This is a genomic window from Nocardia acidivorans NBRC 108247 (assembly GCF_001625085.1).
Classification (GTDB): domain Bacteria; phylum Actinomycetota; class Actinomycetes; order Mycobacteriales; family Mycobacteriaceae; genus Nocardia; species Nocardia acidivorans.
This window is the reverse complement of sequence record NZ_BDAW01000026.1, coordinates 1-15,621: the sequence shown is the minus strand read 5'-3', so window position 1 is coordinate 15,621 and position 15,621 is coordinate 1. Positions and strand designations below refer to the sequence as shown.

The window sequence follows — 15,621 nt, the reverse complement described above, 5'->3', positions numbered from 1 at the left end:
GGAGACCTCCTCACGGTGCGGCAGCGAAACAGCAACACTACCGGCCGCCGCGCGGGCGGAGCCTCGGCGACAATGTAGGCATGACCGGTGTGGGCGACGACGTGACGGATCCGTATCTGTGGCTGGAAGAGGTCACCAGTGAGCGGGCGCTGGATTGGGCGCGGGCGCATAACGAGGTGGTGCTGGAGCGGTTCGCCGCGTCGGAGCGCTTCAGCGGGCTCGAATCCCGGATTCTGGACATGCTCGACACCGATACCCGCATCGCCTATCCGGGGCGGCGCGGACGGTGGCTCTACAACTACTGGCGCGACGGGGAACATCCCAAGGGGCTGTGGCGGCGCACCAGTTTCGCGGAGTACACCAAGGATGAGCCGGAATGGGAGGTGCTCATCGATCTGGACGCGCTCGCCGAGGCCGAGGGTGAGAACTGGGTGTGGGGCGGGGCCGCGGTGCTGCGGCCCGAACAGCAGCGGGCGCTGATCAGCCTCTCGCGCGGTGGCGCGGACGCCAAGGTGGTGCGCGAATTCGATATCGAGGCAAAGGTTTTCATCGAACCCGAGAACGGCGGCTTCCTGCTGCCGGAGGCCAAGTCGGAGATTCGCTGGATCGATATCGACACCGTGTACGTGGGCACGGATTTCGGTCCGGACTCACTGACCGATTCCGGTTATCCGCGCATCGCCAAGCGCTGGCGGCGCGGAACGCAGCTCGCCGCGGCCGAAACCGTTTTCGAAGGGCAGGTCACCGATGTGGCCGTCTCGGCCGGGTATGACCGAACCCCCGGCTACGAAAGGCATTTCGTCGGCCGCGCCACGGATTTCTTCAATGAGGAGGTCTACCTCCTGGAATCGGACGGCACGCTGCGGCATCTCGATGTGCCCACCGACGCGTCGGAATCCTGGTTCAAGGACTGGCTGCTGATCCAGCTCAAATCGCCGTGGGAGATCGATGGCCGCACCCATCCCCCGGGTGCGCTGCTCGCCATCGATTTCGAGCGCTTCCTCTCCGGCGCACGCGATTTCGAGGTGATCTTCACCCCCGACGCGCATACCGCGCTGCACGGCTACGGCTGGACCGAGAACCATCTGCTGCTCATCACGCTCCAGGATGTGCAGACCAAACTGCACGTACTCACCCCGGGGCCGGACGGCTGGACCCGCGAGGCGCTCGCCGATGCCCCGCCCATGGCCACCACCAGCGTCATGAATCTCGACCCGCTGGAGGGCGGTGACGAATTCATGCTCTCCACAAGCGGTTTCACCAGCCCGACCACCCTGCTGTCGAGTTCGGTCGGCGGCCCCACCGAGGTGCTCAAGCGCGAACCCGAATTCTTCGACGCCGCCGGCGTGCAGACCGAACAATTTTTCGCCCGCTCCGATGACGGCACCATGATCCCGTATTTCGTACTGCGGCACCGGGATCGGCTGGGTACCCCCGGCCCGACGGTCATGTCCGGCTACGGCGGTTTCGAGGTGTCGCGCACCCCCGCCTACAGCGGTGCGGCCGGTATGGGCTGGCTGGAGCGCGGCGGCACCTGGGTGATGACCAATATCCGCGGTGGCGGGGAATACGGTCCGGAGTGGCACACCTCCGTGCAGAAGGCCAACCGGCACAAGGTGTACGAGGATTTCTCCTCGATCGCCCGCGATCTGGTGGCGCGCGGTATCACCACCCACGATCAGCTCGGCGCGGTCGGCGGCAGCAATGGCGGGCTGCTCATGGGCGTCATGCTCACCCGCTATCCGGAGCTGTTCGGGGCCATTGTCTGCCAGGTGCCGCTGCTGGATATGAAGCGCTATCACCTGCTGCTGGCCGGGGCCTCCTGGGTGGCCGAATACGGCGATCCGGATAAGCCGCAGGAGTGGGAGTACATCTCGAAGTACTCGCCGTATCAGAACACCGATCCACAGGGTAAGTACCCGCCGATCCTGCTCACCACCTCCACCCGCGATGATCGCGTGCACCCGGGTCATGCGCGAAAGATGGCCGCGCTCTTGGAATCCCAGGGCCACCCGATCTGGTACCACGAGAATATCGAGGGCGGGCACGGCGGTGCCGCGGACAATAAGCAGTCCGCCTTCCAGGCCGCGCTCATTTACGAGTTCTTCACCCGCACCTTGATCGAGAAGGACCTCTGAGGCGTTCCGCCCGGCACCGAACGCGCCGAATCAGTGGTCCCGCAACCACTTCTCGACCTGATCGAGGGTGTTGGCGGGATCACTGATCCAGCCGTTGTGCCCGTGCGGCACCGGATTGTGCCAGGTGGTGATCTCCGCATTGGGCAGCTTCTCGAGCAGATGCTTCGCCGATCCGGGCGGGGTGAGGTCGTCACCGGCCATGGTGATGGACAGCACCGGCAGTTTGAGCCGGGCGATGCGCTCCTCGTAATCGATATCCGCACCGGCGGGCGCGAAGCGGCCGGTGCGGGCCACCCGCGCCCAATCCTCGATGAGCAGCCGGGATTGGCGGCCGAAGCTGCCCGCGATGACGGTGTCGCCCGCCCAGCGCCCGGCGAGGTTGGCGGTCACCGAGATCGCCGCGCTGCCGAGCAGGAATCCGGTTCCCGCGAGTCCGCGATAGCCCCGGTGATAGGGGGTCCCGGAGGCGACCAGAATGAGCCCGCCGAGGCGGCCCCGAATCCGCGAGGCGTAGAGCATGCCCAGCTGTCCGCCCATACTGTGCCCGAGCAGATACGGCGTGCTGTCCGGAAACCGTTCGCGCACAACCTGGAACATGGCCGGGAAATCCACCGACACCAATTCCTGATAACCGTACCCGCCGGGCGCGGCCCGATTCGCCGCGCGACTGTCGCCGTTGCCGCGCATCTCCAGCAGCGCCACATCGAACCCGCGTGCGGCGAGCGGGATTCCGAAGAGCGAGTAGTACTCCCCCGGCACCCCGAGCCCGGGCGCGATCACCACCACCGGTCGTGGCGTATCGGGTGTAATCGGATGCCGGTGCGGGCCTTTCGCCGGAATCAGCCGCACGGTGACGGTCGTCCCGTCCGGCATCTGGATCGGCACTGTCTCCACGGACCGCAGGCTACCGTCTACCCCTCCCGTGTACCCGCAGCCGCCCTGTGCGGCGCGCAGCCGGGTTCGGATCGGCGGACGCGCTATTGGAGCGCTACGGCGCACCGGCGACGTGCGAGAGCACGACGAAGACCGCCCCCGGGCGTCGAACGGCATGGTGAAGCCGTTGTGGCCGAGGGCGGTTCGGACGGTCAGGCGCTGACGGCGCCCATGATGACGCGGCGGAGCACGCTGATGACCTCGTCGAGGGGCTGCCGGGGTTCGGAGCCGCTCCACGCGTCCACCACGTAGTTCACCGCGCCGATAATGGCGAGCACGCGCATTTCGTAGTCGCCGGGCGGGATTTCGCCGTGTAGCGCGGCATCCTCCGCGGCCCCGGCCAGCAGCGCGCCCCAGGCGCGGCGCAGTTCCAGGCGGAACTTCTCCACCTTCGGCCCCGCGCCGACGACCTCGACGAGCGCGACCCGGGCCTTGCGCGGATCTCGCCCGATCGACTCGATATAGGCGCGTACGGCGGCGTCGATGATGTCGATGGCATTGGCGTCGGAGTGATCGGCGATGGTGGCCGCCACGGCTTCCCGCGATTCGCGGTCGATCTGCTCGTAGAGCTCGAGCAATAGCGATTCGCGCCCGGTGAACTCCTCGTAGAACTGCCGCGAGGAGAGTCCGGCGTCCTTGCAGATGGCGCCGACGGAGCTGTTCGCGTATCCGTCTCGCGCGAATACCGTCAGCCCGGACTCCAGAAAACGTGCACGACGCTGCCGTTGCCGGTCTTCTACGGGCTGCCCGGCGTACATTCTTCCCGCGTTCGTTTCCTGAGACATTGCGCCAGACAATACCGAAGGGCCCGATCCCCTCGTCATGGATCGGGCCCTTCGTTTGCACCTTCGGTATCCCGCGCGATAGCCGAAAGTTGGCTCAGTGCTTCGGACCGCCACGGCGCACCTGGGAGCGGCGGATATAGGCAGGGGAACCGCCCCGGGTTCGGAACGCGAATCCGGGGGGAGAATCGCATTCCGATGCCGCATTGGCCCGGAAGTCACTGATCGTTTGCCGTTCAACACGATACAGAGCGGGCGAACTGGACGGAATACTTTTGCAGGAGATTTTTAGGATTTATTTCGAGGACTTTTCCGGCCCGGCGAACACCCAGCGCATCACCGTCGCGGACGCCTCACCCACCCCGAACATGGCGAAGGGCCCGATCCCCTCGTCCGGGGTCGGGCCCTCACTCGCCTTCTCGACTTCCGCGCAGTAGCCGAAAGGTGGCACTCGCGTGACTACTTGGCGGAACCGCTCGCCGAGCCGGTCGCGATGAGCTTCAGGATGGTCTGCACGAGAACGTCAGAGATGATGCCGGTCATGGGTGGTGCTCCGATCGATGAACAGGGTCAGTGCTGTCACTGACTGTTTGCCATCGGGAACATACCGAGCCGCACCCCGCCTCCGGAAGCTTTTCAAGGAAAAATCTAGAATTTTTTCGATAGGACCCTAGATCACCCTCGACCAGCGGGAACCTCCGGCTCACCGAGGGTCAGCATAAGCCGATTGGCCCAGGAGAACGAGGCCGTGGACAACACCAGATCGCCGATCTCGAGATCGCTGAAACCATGCTCGCGGAGCCGATCGATATGCGCGGGCAGCGCGCGCGGCGGATTCGCGGCCAGCGCGTCCACGAAATCGATGACGGCATCCCATCTTTCATCGATCCGCACGCCATTGCCCTCGTCCAGCAACCGCTGCACATCGGCTTCGCGCTTGGACAGCGCCGAGGTGAACCGGGAATGCACCGAGGCGCAGTATTCGCAGCCATTGTGGCGGGAGGTCACCGTGGCGGCGAGTTCCCTTTCGGCGCGGGACAATCCGCCCTGCCCGTAGAAGATCTCGCGGTCATTGCCGCTGCGATGGGCGAGTACCTCGGCATTGCGGGCGAGCACCCGGAAGTACGGTCCGATACCGCGATCCCCCGCCAGCAGCGGAGCCTGCGTCGCATCCGCCTCGGCGAGCAGGATGGGCTCGACCCACGGCACCCAATCCAGCTGCTCCTGGGTGAAACCCGCTGGGCGACGGTCCGGTTCGACACTGCGAACCTCGCTCACCCGCGGCGCCGTCGTGGTGTCCTCACTCATGTTCCGCTCCGGTCAGGGAGAGACCGGCCAGCAGCCGGACCTGGAAATGGACGAAGCCGATGAGCTGCGCCACCGTCACGATGTCCCGTTCGGAGAGCCCGGCGGCGGACAGCGCGTCGATATCGGCGCGGGTGGCGGTCGCGGGCGCGGTGCTCACCAGCGCCGCATGCCGCAGAATCGCCGCCAGCACCGGATCCCCCTGTGCCGGAATGGTTCCCAGTCCGGCATAGTGCGCGGCCAAAGTCGGCGCACCGGCGAGTTCGGCCACGGCGACGGCCGCCGCGATCAGCCGCTCGCGGCCCACCGAGGCGGTGGCCGGACCGTCGAGCAGGGCCGCGTACACCTCCTGCGAGTGCAGCACGACCTCGGGCCGCTGCCGCCGAATTCCGCGCACCAGCTCCGCGTGCGCGCCCAGCACCTCGTCGATCACATCGAATGTCGCGGTCGGCGTCGCGACGCCCCCCGCCGGTAGAGCCTCGGTCACTGCTTCATTCCTTCCCGCCAACCCAGTTGCGGCGCAACCTTGGTGGCAATGAGTTCGATGGAGCGCAGGGTCGCCTCGTGGCCGGGATCGACCGGATGCACCTGCACGATGAAATCGGTGGACCGCCGCAATGCGGTGTCGGCCGAGAGTTTCGCGACCACCTCGCCGGGGGTGCCGATGAAGGAGTCCCGCAGCGCCTCTTCGACGGTGCCGCCGACCTCGGGACCGCCGTTGCGGCGCAATTGCTCCAGGAAGCGGGCCGCACCGCGCTCGGCGAGCCGCCAGGCGGTGTCATGGTCGTCGGCGACGAAAACGCCTCGGGAAGCACCGATTCGAGGCGCGGCGCCCTCGGGGAGCGCGGCCAGATACGCCGCGACCAGCGGCTCCTGGATCTCCCAAAGCGTGGCATCGGCCGTCGCCGGATCGCGCGGCTGGGCCTTGGACAGCAGCAGTCCATCCCCGGCCAGTCCCGCGCGATGCGCGCCCGCGGCGGAGAAGGTGGCCTGCCACAATCGATTCCGCAGCGTGGCCGCCGGTGGATTCAACCCGCGCTCGCCCACCAGCGGCGCACCGCCCAGCGCCGCCGTCAGCACGGCCAGCTTCTCGGCGTACACCTGTTGCCGATCGGTGCCGGCGAGGTCGAAGAGTTCGAACGCGTGCTTGGAACCGCCCGCGCCGACACCGATTTCGAGCCGCCCGCCGCTGAGCACATCGAGCACCGCCGCATCCTCGGCGACCCGGATCGGATCCTCCAGGGCTAGCGTGACAATCGCGGTGCCGAGGCGCAGCCGCGGATTCCGCGCGGCCGCGTGCGCCAGAAACACGAAAGGCGACGGCAGCCCGCCCTCCGCCGGATCCAGGTGATGCTGCGCCACCCAGGCCGCGTCATATCCGAGCCGCTCGGCCAGATCGAACTGCTCCAGCGCGTGCCGGTAGACGGTGGCCGAATCCTCGGACTCATCGGAGCGCACCAGCCGAGTGAACAAACCGAGCCGCTGCCGTGTCATACCGCCTCCTGCCTTGAGTGCGCGAGATCGTCCCCGCACGCCGGGGTGACCGCGTGCGTGCGGGTGACCGCGTACGTGCTTGTGACCGCGTACGTGCGGGTGACCGCGTACGGGCCGGTGACCACATACGGGCCGGTGACCGGGCGCGGACCGGTGCCGGTGACCGGGCGCGGACCGGTGCCGGTGACCGGGCGCGCGTTGATGACCGCGCGCGAGTGGGTGCGCTTGCCCATCCGGGTGATCGGGCACGCGACCGTGGACCTCCTCGCGATGCGATCGCACGCCGCCGAAGGGCGCTTCATACGGTCGCCTTTCCCAGGTAGGCATCGCGGACGGCCGGATCGCCGATGAGTTCATCGGCGGGCCCGTGCAGCACGATCTCACCGGTGCGCAGCACATTCGCGGTGTGCGCGATACTCAGCGCCAGTTCGGCCTGCTGTTCGACGATCAAGATCGCCAGGCCCAATTCCCGGTTGAGCCGGGCGATTTCGTCGAGCACCCGGTCCACGAACTTCGGCGACAGGCCCATGGTGGGCTCGTCCATGCAGATGAGCCGCGGCTTGCTCATGAGCGCGCGTGCGAAGGCCAGCATCTGCTGCTCTCCGCCCGACAGCGTGCCCGCCCGTTGACCTCGGCGTTCGGCCAGGCGCGGGAAGTGCTCGAACATTTCCGCGGCGCGCGCCGCCAGGATCGAGCGGCGTTCCTTGCGGATATAGCCTCCGACGAAGAGGTTCTCCTGGACGGTCATGGCGGGAAATACCCGGCGCGCCTCCGGAACCGAGGCCAGCCCCGCCCTGATGCGCGTGGACGGCGGGGTACCGCTCACCTCCACGCCGTCGATGCGCACCGCGCCGGAGCTGGGCTTCAGCAGTCCGAGCGCCGTCTTCATGGTCGTCGATTTCCCGGAGGCATTGCCGCCCAGCAGGGAAACGATCTCACCCGGTCGAACCCGCAGCGACACTTCGTTCAAGGCGCGCGACGCCCCGTAATGCACCACCACCCGGTCGAATTCGAGAATGGGTTCGGCGCTCGCGTCGAAACTCGTACGCGCGCCGGAGATATCGGCGTCAGGCATCGGCGGTCACCTTCTCCTCGACCGGCGTACCGGCCACCGCCGCGGATTCGGCTGTCCGCCCGGCCCGGCTGCGGCCGAGGTACGCCTCGATCACGCGCGGATCCAGGAGCACCTCATCGGGGGTGCCCTCCGCGATGACCCGGCCCTCGTCCAGTACCAGGACGCGGTCGGACAGATCGTGCACCAGGTCCATCTTGTGTTCGACCAGCAGGACCGTGTGGCCCTGCGCCTTCAATTCGGCGAGTTGCCTGCCGATTTCGGCGGTTTCGGTCTGATTCATCCCGGCCGCGGGTTCATCCAGGAGCAGTAGATCGGGTTCGAGCGCGAGGGCGCGCGCGATCTCGGTCCGCCTGCGGTTGGCGTACGAGAGCGTGTACGCGGGATCGTCGACGCGCGGGCCGAGCCGCTCCTGAAAGCGGGTGATCTGCGCATCGATGCGCGCGGACGAGTCCACGCGCTCGGCGCGCACGGCCCGCGTCGGGACGAGCGCGACGAACAGCTCCGCGAGCAGCGAGACCCAGCGCAGCAGGGGAATTCCCGCCAGCGCACGCAGCGGGCGCGACGCCCGCAGGGTGGTCTGCAAACCGACATCCACATTCTCGCGGACGGTCATATTGCCGAACACCCGGCCGTTCTGGAAGGTGCGCGCGATCCCCGCCGCGGCCGCCGCCTCCGGGCGTCCGGCGCGAATCCGCCTGCCCCGCACCAGAATCTCGCCGCCGTCCGGCTTCAGCACCCCGGAGATCAGATTGACCGTGGTCGATTTCCCGGAACCATTGGGTCCGATGATCGAGACGAATTCGCCCGCCGCGATGGCGATTTCGAATCCATCCACAGCTTTCACACCACCGAACGAACGTCGCAGACCCTTGACCGTCAAGACCGGCTCAGGCTGTGACTCGGACACGTTCCCTCCTCACCAGAATGCCCTGCGGCCGGAACCGCACGACCAGCAGCAAAACCAAGCCGTAGAGCACGATTCGCAGTTCCGGCGCGAGCCGCAACGCCTCCGGAACCCCGATCAGCACCGCCGCGCCGAGTACCGCACCGTAGGGCGATGCGGTCCCGCCGAGCACCAGAATCGTCACCACCAGCAATGACATCGGCAGATTGAATACCGTCGGATCGATATACGAATACTGGTGCGCCAGCAGCGCACCGCCGATTCCGGAGAAGAACGCCGCCAGCGCGAAGGCCAGCGCCTTGTAATCGCGCACCGGCACACCGGCCGAACGCGCCGCCACCTCGTCCGCGCCGATGGCCCGGATGGCGGTGCCCAAGCGCGAGCGCTGCACCCCGAGAATCACGGCCAGGGTGATACCCAATACCACCAGCTCCAGCTGGAAAATCTGTGTGTGCGTGGTGAATTCGAAGCCGAACAGTTCGGGCGCCGGAATCCCGAAGATCCCGTAGCTCCCGCGCGTCACCGATTCCCAATTGCGGATCAACGCCACCGTCACAATGCCGATGCCCAGGGTGGCGATGGCCACGTAATGCCCGCCGAGTCGCCAGAGCGGCGCGGCGAGCACCGAGGACACCACGGCCGCGACGATTCCCGCCACGATAATCGCGGGCAGGAAGGCCCAGCCGTGCGAAACCGTCAGCACCGCGGAGGTATACGCGCCGATGGCGATCGGCCCGGCCTGACCGATGGCCAATTGCCCCGCCGATCCGGCGACCAGCGTCATCGACACCGCGATGATGGCGTACGCCACGATCTGCGTGCCCACCGAAATGCCGTAGTCGTTCGAGACAGCCGGAATGAGCAGTCCCACCACGGAGAACGCGATCAGCGCCTGCCACCATCGGATATTCCACTGCCGCCCGGAACCCAGGAAGGTCCCGGTCAACGGCTCGGATTCGATGGCGGGCGGCCGCGCCAGCAGGCCACCGGGGCGCAGCACCAGGAACACCACCAGCAGGCCGAAGGTGATCAGATCCCGGTAACCGTCACCGAAGGTGTAGACGCCGAACGCCTCCACCAGGCCGAGCACGAAACCACCAAGCACCGCACCGGGAATCGACCCCAGCCCACCGATGGTGGCCGCGACGAATCCGGTCATACCGACGACTCCGCCGCTGGTCGGGGAGATATTCGAGTTGTACAGCCCGACGAAGATACCCGCCAGCCCGCCCAGCCCGGACGCGATGGCGAACGCCAGCGATTGAATCCGCCCGACGCTGATGCCCATTTGCGCGGCGGCATCGGGATCCTGCGCGGTGGCGCGAATGGCGAGACCGTAGCGGCCGAAGCGCAGGAAGGCCCACAGCCCGGCCATCACCAAGACGGTAATGCCGAACATGACCACATCGGAAGTGCCGAACCGCACCCCGCCGACCTGAAAGTTATTGGTGGACAGCACCTGCGGGAACGGCCGGGTATCCGGCCCGAACACCAGCGCCACCACGTTCTCGATGATCAGGCCGACGGCCACCGTGGCCAACAGGGCCGCGATGGCCGGGGCGCGCCGCAGCGGACGCACCGCCAGCACATCGATGCCGACCCCGACCAGCGCCGTCACGCCGACCACCGCGATGAGCGCCGCCCACAGCGGCACCCCGTGCTGGGCGATCAGCCACCAGCCCAGCACCGAACCGAACGCGAAAATCGCACCGTGCGCGAAGTTGATGACATTGCCGACCCCGAAGATGAGGGTGATGCCCACGGCGACGAGCGCGTACGCATTGCCGTGCACCAGACCCGCGATGAGCGTGTCGAACATCCCGGCTACTTATTGCCGGTCGGCACGAATGAGCCGTTCTTCAACACCAGTTCGATCGGCTTGACTCCGCTCGGCCGTCGCGTCTGCTGGTCGAATGCGAAGGTGCCCAAGCCGATTCCGTCGAAATCCTTGACCTCGCGCAGCCCCTTCAGCACGCCCTCGCGGGTGGCGCCGCCGTACTTCGCGGCCTTCACCAGCACATTGAGCGCGTCATAGGCGTACACGTTGAAATCGCCCGGATCGGTCTTGAACTTATCCCGGAACTTGGTCGTGAAGCTCTGCACCTTCGGCGTGGTATCCGACGGCGAGTAGATGCCGTTCACAATGTCGCCCTCGGCGGAGGTGCCCGCCAGCTGAATGAACTGCGGGGTGTTCTGACCGCCGAAGAACGGACCGTCGTACCCGACATCACGCAACTGTTTGACGATCAGCGCGCCGTCCGGGCCGTAACCCAGGTGCACGAACGCCTCCGGATTCGCATCGCGGCCCTTGATCAGCACCGGCCGGAAGTCCTGCGAATCCGGCAGGATCGCCGAGGAGTAGGCGATCTCGATGCCCTTCTCCCGCGCGAACTGCTCGAAGAACTTGAAAGACTGCTTACCCCAGTCGGTTTCGAGGTAGACCACGGAAACCTTCTTGGCCTTGGCCAGCACCCACTGCGCATTGCGCTCCTGGTACACGTCCGTGGTGATGGACGGACTCCACGAATAGTCGCCGCCCTTGGTGAAATCCACCGCCGAATTGGTGAAGCCGTACTGCACCAGCTTGCCCCGGTTGTACACCGGCGACGCGGCGATCGACGCGGGCGAGGAGAAGTCGCCGAGCTCGGCGATAATGGACTTGTCGCCGACGAACTTGGTGGCGATCGGCACGGTCTGCTTCGGGTCGGATTGCGAATCCTCCCACTTCAATTCGACCTTCTTGCCATTGATGCCGCCCGCGGCGTTGATCTCGTCCAGGGCCAGGTCGAAGCCCTGCTGCCAGAGCCGCCCGTATTCCGCCGACGTCCCGGACTTCGGCCCGGAGACACCGAAGTACACCGTGTCACCGCTGTTCTCGGCGGATCCCCCACACGCGGACACCAACCCCGCCACCATGGCCGCGGACGCGACACCCACCACAACCCGAAGCCGACGCGACCCGGACCACTGCTCGCTCATCTGATTCCTCTGCACTCACCGACGCCGCTGCCGGGCGTGGAAGCGCAAAGGTATCGAGGTCAGCGGTGCGCGAACACCATTCTAATCAGCGTGAAATCAAAGATGGGATGAATCCAAGTGGGCCCGCAACCAGGCCGGGAACTCGGTGAGATCGGCCAGCACCACATCCGCGCCCTCGGCCGAAAGCTCCTCGGCCGCATAGGGACCGGTGGTCACCGCGACCGACACCGCATCGGCGACCTTGGCCGCGCGCACATCACCGAGATGATCACCGACATAGATGGACGCGCCGTGCTCGCGCAGCACCACACCCTTCTCCTCGGCCCATGCGCCGCCCACCAGATCATCGACCTCGAGGCCGAGATGATCGAGATGCAGCCGCGCGTGCGGACCGTTCTTGGCCGTGATCACCAGCACCTTGCCGCCCGCCGCGTGCACGGCCGCCAGGGACTCCACCACCCCGGGCAGGTCATCGCTCGGCGTGATCGCCAATCCCGGATACAGCCTGCGGTACAGCGCCACCACATCGGGCACCCGCGCCTCCGGGAACCATTCGGCCGCCTCCACCGCCAGCGGCGGACCCAACCGGGACACCACCAGCTCGGAGTCGATCGGCACCCCGGTCTCGGCGGCGACCGCGTCCCAGACCGCGGCAATGCCGGGGCGGGAATCGATCAGCGTCATATCCAGGTCGAACCCGACGACCAGTCCGTTCGGGCCACCGCCCACTTGATCAAAGGCCACGCCACGACCCTACGGTTCGCGACACAGCGCCGCTTTTTCGGCTCCGAAAAGGCGTTGACCGGCGAACTAGGCTCGGTCGCATGGCAAGCGAGCGCGGTCCCCTGTTCTGTAGCGTCGAGCTCGGCGCGCGCATCGAGCGGGTCGAGACGGAATTGATCACCACCGGCAGTGCGGCCGCCGCCGACCGCCTCGGCGACGAAGCGGGATTCGTCATCCCCATCGGCGGCGGTGTGGCCTCCTTCGCCGCCATGGGCTCCCCGCTCAACAAGATCGCCGGACTCGGTTTCGACGGCGTCCCCGAGACGGCCGAATTCGAGTCGTTGGAGAAGCAGTACGCCGTCCGTGACGCCCCGGTTCAGGTCGAACTCGCGCACCTCGGCGATCCCGGAATCGCCGAACTCCTCACCGGGCGCGGATATCGGCTCATCTCCTACGAGAATGTCCTCGGACTCGACCTGACCGCACCGCTGGAACCCAGCACCGCACAGGACATCGAGATAAGGCCCAGTGGGGCAGCGGAATTCGAGGTCTGGCTCGATATCGTCACCGACGGATTCGCACATCCGGACACCCAGGGCGTCGTCTCGCACGAGCAGTTCCCGCGCGAGATCCTCGCCGACGCCATGCGCGACCTCACCGCCGCCGCCGGAGTACAGCGCTATGCCGCCATCCGCCGCGATGCCATAGCGGGCGTCGCGAGCATGCGCATCTCCCAGGGGATAGCCCAACTCACCGGCGCCACCACCCTTCCCGCCCACCGCAGACAAGGCATCCAATCCGCACTGCTGTCCTACCGCCTCACCATCGCCGCCGCGGCGGGCTGCGATATCGCCACCATCACCACCCAGCCCGGCTCCAAATCCCAGCAGAACGCCCAGCGCCGCGGCTTCTCCCTGCTCTACACCCGAGCCATCCTGGTGAAGTGATTCACTCCGGAATCCGGTGTGCGGCAATGGGTCGCAACTGCTCGCGCAGTCGCTACCTTGAACACCAGTGCCGCAAGCGATTCCGCCGGATCCGCCGCCAACTCGAAGCCGTCACCGCGCACCGGAGGCCGATCCAGCGGCGAGGGCAGATAGTCCACGACAGCGTCCAGCACCGGCTCGACACCGATATTCCGGTACGCCGCACCGCACAGCACCGGCACCACCGCACCGGTCAGGGTGAGGTCGCGCAGCGCCCGCGCGAGCGTCGCGCCGGAGAGCCCCGAGCGCGCGGAGAACTCATCGAGTGCGGCCGAATGACGTTCGGCCACAGCTTCTTCCAGCTCGACACGCGCCTGGCGAGCAGCTCGGCGAGCCCGTCCGGAATCACACCGGCCGTCGACGTACCCGCCGCCCACGTGAGTGCCCGCATGCGAACAAGTTCCACCACGCCGGTGAACCCGTCCGCCATGCCGATCGGCAGCTGAATCGGGACTCCCGCCGGATGCAATCGATCCCGGATCGAATCGACCGCCGCCCCGAAGTCGGCTCCGACCCGATCCATCTTGTTCACGAACGCGATCCGCGGTACGCCATACCGGTCCGCCCGCCGCCAGACCGATTCACTCTGCGACTCCACGCCCGCAACAACATCGAAAACCGCTATCGCACCGTCGAGTACGCGCAGCGACCGCTCGACCTCATCGGAGAAGTCCACGTGCCCGGGGGTATCGATCACCGTGAACCGATGACCGTTCCACTCACACGCCACCGCCGCCGCGAAGATGGTGATCCCGCGCTCGCGCTCCTGCGGATCGAAATCGGTGACGGTCGTGCCGTCGTGCACCTCACCGGTCCTATGCGTCATATCGGCGAGGAAGAGCATCCGCTCGGACCGTCGTCTTGCCCGCGTCCACGTGCGCGAGAATGCCGAGATTGCGGACATGGTCGAGAGACTGTCGGAAAGTATTGGTACGCACGGTCTTTGGTCCTTCGTGCTGGTCTTGTCAACAGAACAGCGCGATTCCCGAACGACAGGAAATACAGCGGGGTCGCCCGGGTAACTCAGTACCGGCCGCGCAGCCGGCACCGAGCCGGCGAGGACACCAGGATCACCTCGAAGCGAGGGCGGGCAGCGACGATGCGCGTGACACGCATATCCGGCTCCCTTCCCTGGCTCGCACCCGTGCGGTGCGAAAAACGTTGAGCGGTGAGGAAAGCGGAGACACTGGATTCTTTGAGAGAGAGTAGAAGGAAGCATCTCCATGGCCTCACCGCGTGCCACCGTAACAGTCAGGCGGGGATCAAGTCACTCAGATTTTCCGGCGTGATGACCTGCGAACCGGCGGGCAATCCCTCGGGCCGGGACAGGCCGATGAAGGTCACCGGCTCGGTGATCGGGCCGCCGTCCCACAGCGCCGACTCCGTACCGGCCGACATCAGGCCGACCAGATAGCCGACGTGCAGGTACTCCCGCTCGACCACCGCGCGCGCCAGCATCGAGGCGGTCACATGATTGGACTCCACCCGATTGAAGTCCGGCGCACCGGACAGGTACAGGTGCAACCATTTCACCCGCCAGCCGTCCGCGCCCCGGAAGAACACCAGCGGCAGGGCGATTCGGCCCGCACCGCGCAACTCCGACTTCGCCCGCACCGTCCGCGGCTCGAACGGCTGACCACGCTGATACGCATCGCGCGCCATATAGCCGAAGAACGATTCGAGGACCTCCTCGAAGCCCTCCCCGGAGTAGACATTCACCTGCGGCAGCACCATCTGCGCCGGTACACCGTCGAGCCGGATATCGATGAACTCCGACGCACCGTTCGGCGCTTCGGTGATATCACCGGAGTGCACACCGCCCATCGCGGTGAGATTGGTGTACGACAGCCACCCGCACGCCTTGAACGTGCCGTCCAGCATTACCGCGGAGAGATCGAAGTCGGTGCGCCGCGCCCGCTCCTTCCAGTACACGAAGAAGCGCAGGAGCTCACCCTCCACCCGGGTAATGGAACCGCGCGGCAAAACGCCGAAGCCACCGCCGATTCCCTTACCGCTCAGGGGCAGCGCGACCTCCAGGATGTCGGGATCGACGACCAGGCGGCCACCGACCGGCAGACGTCGGGTGATCTCGAGATCGATCATCTCCCGCACCAGATCCACCAACTCCGGGGCGATCGGGTAGCGCGTATCCGGTTGCCGCGCCGCCGTCGCTCCCTCGCCCGCCGGCCCTTCGACCGCGGGCAGACGGCACGTGCGACGAATGATCAGCTCTTCGAGATCCCCACCCATCCAACGATCCTCGCAGCACCCGGACGGAACCCGCGAGCGAATATTCACTCCG

The 15,621-nt window shown here is 66.7% G+C and carries 17 protein-coding genes; 2 read left to right on the top strand and 15 right to left on the bottom strand.

Annotated elements, in window-relative coordinates; all coding sequences use genetic code 11:
• Nucleotides 1-80: 80 nt before the first annotated feature.
• Nucleotides 81-2,138 (top strand): prolyl oligopeptidase family serine peptidase, encoded by a 2,058-nt coding sequence (locus NA10_RS15735; protein WP_067568587.1) that lies wholly within the window; start codon nt 81-83, stop codon nt 2,136-2,138.
• Nucleotides 2,139-2,168: 30 nt separating this feature from the next.
• On the opposite strand, the gene NA10_RS15730 is transcribed toward NA10_RS15735, so the two are convergent.
• From NA10_RS15730 to NA10_RS15680, 12 genes are all read right to left on the bottom strand, one after another.
• A complete protein-coding gene (locus tag NA10_RS15730) occupies nt 2,169-3,032 on the bottom strand; it encodes an alpha/beta fold hydrolase (protein ID WP_067568586.1) in 864 nt (287 codons plus the stop codon).
• A 191-nt stretch (nt 3,033-3,223) separates the two neighbouring features.
• Complete coding sequence (locus NA10_RS15725) at nt 3,224-3,856, bottom strand: TetR/AcrR family transcriptional regulator (protein ID WP_245677334.1); 633 nt, start codon at nt 3,854-3,856, stop codon at nt 3,224-3,226.
• A gap of 292 nt (nt 3,857-4,148) precedes the next feature.
• On the bottom strand, nt 4,149-4,304 hold the full coding sequence (locus NA10_RS36745) for a hypothetical protein (RefSeq protein ID WP_157556537.1): 156 nt from the start codon (nt 4,302-4,304) through the stop codon (nt 4,149-4,151).
• Between the two features lie 224 nt (nt 4,305-4,528).
• Nucleotides 4,529-5,161, bottom strand: a complete 633-nt coding sequence (locus NA10_RS15720) for a peroxidase-related enzyme (RefSeq protein ID WP_084514743.1) — start codon at nt 5,159-5,161, stop codon at nt 4,529-4,531.
• Nucleotides 5,154-5,645 carry a hypothetical protein gene (locus tag NA10_RS15715; RefSeq protein ID WP_157556536.1) on the bottom strand — a complete coding sequence of 164 codons (492 nt, stop codon included), beginning with the start codon at nt 5,643-5,645 and terminating at the stop codon, nt 5,154-5,156. Before NA10_RS15715 ends, NA10_RS15720 begins: the two co-directional genes overlap by 8 nt.
• Nucleotides 5,642-6,652: a putative FMN-dependent luciferase-like monooxygenase gene (locus tag NA10_RS15710; RefSeq protein ID WP_067568583.1), complete on the bottom strand. Its 1,011-nt coding sequence runs from the start codon at nt 6,650-6,652 to the stop codon at nt 5,642-5,644. Before NA10_RS15710 ends, NA10_RS15715 begins: the two co-directional genes overlap by 4 nt.
• Nucleotides 6,649-6,954, bottom strand: coding sequence for a hypothetical protein (locus NA10_RS15705; RefSeq protein WP_157556535.1), 306 nt, complete (start codon nt 6,952-6,954; stop codon nt 6,649-6,651). The genes NA10_RS15710 and NA10_RS15705 overlap by 4 nt, the downstream gene beginning before the upstream one ends.
• A complete protein-coding gene (locus tag NA10_RS15700; protein WP_067568581.1) occupies nt 6,951-7,727 on the bottom strand; it encodes an ABC transporter ATP-binding protein in 777 nt (258 codons plus the stop codon). The genes NA10_RS15705 and NA10_RS15700 overlap by 4 nt, the downstream gene beginning before the upstream one ends.
• A complete protein-coding gene (locus NA10_RS15695; RefSeq protein WP_067568580.1) occupies nt 7,720-8,634 on the bottom strand; it encodes an ABC transporter ATP-binding protein in 915 nt (304 codons plus the stop codon). Before NA10_RS15695 ends, NA10_RS15700 begins: the two co-directional genes overlap by 8 nt.
• Nucleotides 8,615-10,450: an ABC transporter permease gene (locus NA10_RS15690; RefSeq protein ID WP_067568579.1), complete on the bottom strand. Its 1,836-nt coding sequence runs from the start codon at nt 10,448-10,450 to the stop codon at nt 8,615-8,617. The genes NA10_RS15695 and NA10_RS15690 overlap by 20 nt, the downstream gene beginning before the upstream one ends.
• A 5-nt stretch (nt 10,451-10,455) precedes the next feature.
• Nucleotides 10,456-11,610: an ABC transporter substrate-binding protein gene (locus NA10_RS15685; RefSeq protein WP_067568578.1), complete on the bottom strand. Its 1,155-nt coding sequence runs from the start codon at nt 11,608-11,610 to the stop codon at nt 10,456-10,458.
• Nucleotides 11,611-11,706: 96 nt separating this feature from the next.
• The gene (locus NA10_RS15680; RefSeq protein ID WP_067568577.1) at nt 11,707-12,354 is read right to left on the bottom strand and encodes an HAD family hydrolase; all 648 of its coding nucleotides are present in this window, start codon (nt 12,352-12,354) and stop codon (nt 11,707-11,709) included.
• 101 nt (nt 12,355-12,455) lie between these two features.
• Between NA10_RS15680 and NA10_RS15675 the strand changes: the two genes are divergently transcribed.
• A complete protein-coding gene (locus NA10_RS15675) occupies nt 12,456-13,280 on the top strand; it encodes a GNAT family N-acetyltransferase (protein WP_067568667.1) in 825 nt (274 codons plus the stop codon).
• On the opposite strand, the gene NA10_RS38165 is transcribed toward NA10_RS15675, so the two are convergent.
• The 3 genes from NA10_RS38165 to NA10_RS15665 form a co-directional block, all read right to left on the bottom strand.
• Nucleotides 13,253-13,609: a hypothetical protein gene (locus tag NA10_RS38165; protein WP_218021528.1), complete on the bottom strand. Its 357-nt coding sequence runs from the start codon at nt 13,607-13,609 to the stop codon at nt 13,253-13,255. The two genes, NA10_RS15675 and NA10_RS38165, sit on opposite strands and share 28 nt — an antisense overlap.
• Complete coding sequence (locus tag NA10_RS38160; protein WP_218021527.1) at nt 13,513-14,223, bottom strand: GTP-binding protein; 711 nt, start codon at nt 14,221-14,223, stop codon at nt 13,513-13,515. The genes NA10_RS38165 and NA10_RS38160 overlap by 97 nt, the downstream gene beginning before the upstream one ends.
• Before the next feature lie 347 nt (nt 14,224-14,570).
• Nucleotides 14,571-15,569 carry a TerD family protein gene (locus tag NA10_RS15665; protein WP_067568576.1) on the bottom strand — a complete coding sequence of 333 codons (999 nt, stop codon included), beginning with the start codon at nt 15,567-15,569 and terminating at the stop codon, nt 14,571-14,573.
• Nucleotides 15,570-15,621: the final 52 nt, after the last annotated feature.

Excerpts from the sequence above, each read along its gene's own strand:
- NA10_RS15725 (WP_245677334.1), bottom strand. The coding sequence starts at position 3,856 with ATGTCTCAGGAAACGAACGCGGGAAGAATGTACGCCGGGCAGCCCGTA.
- NA10_RS15685 (WP_067568578.1), bottom strand. The coding sequence starts at position 11,610 with ATGAGCGAGCAGTGGTCCGGGTCGCGTCGGCTTCGGGTTGTGGTGGGT.
- NA10_RS15690 (WP_067568579.1), bottom strand. The coding sequence starts at position 10,450 with ATGTTCGACACGCTCATCGCGGGTCTGGTGCACGGCAATGCGTACGCG.
- NA10_RS15710 (WP_067568583.1), bottom strand. The coding sequence starts at position 6,652 with ATGACACGGCAGCGGCTCGGTTTGTTCACTCGGCTGGTGCGCTCCGAT.
- NA10_RS15735 (WP_067568587.1), top strand. The coding sequence starts at position 81 with ATGACCGGTGTGGGCGACGACGTGACGGATCCGTATCTGTGGCTGGAA.
- NA10_RS15665 (WP_067568576.1), bottom strand. The coding sequence starts at position 15,569 with ATGGGTGGGGATCTCGAAGAGCTGATCATTCGTCGCACGTGCCGTCTG.
- NA10_RS15720 (WP_084514743.1), bottom strand. The coding sequence starts at position 5,161 with ATGAGTGAGGACACCACGACGGCGCCGCGGGTGAGCGAGGTTCGCAGT.
- NA10_RS38160 (WP_218021527.1), bottom strand. The coding sequence starts at position 14,223 with ATGTCCGCAATCTCGGCATTCTCGCGCACGTGGACGCGGGCAAGACGA.
- NA10_RS15705 (WP_157556535.1), bottom strand. The coding sequence starts at position 6,954 with ATGAAGCGCCCTTCGGCGGCGTGCGATCGCATCGCGAGGAGGTCCACG.
- NA10_RS15700 (WP_067568581.1), bottom strand. The coding sequence starts at position 7,727 with ATGCCTGACGCCGATATCTCCGGCGCGCGTACGAGTTTCGACGCGAGC.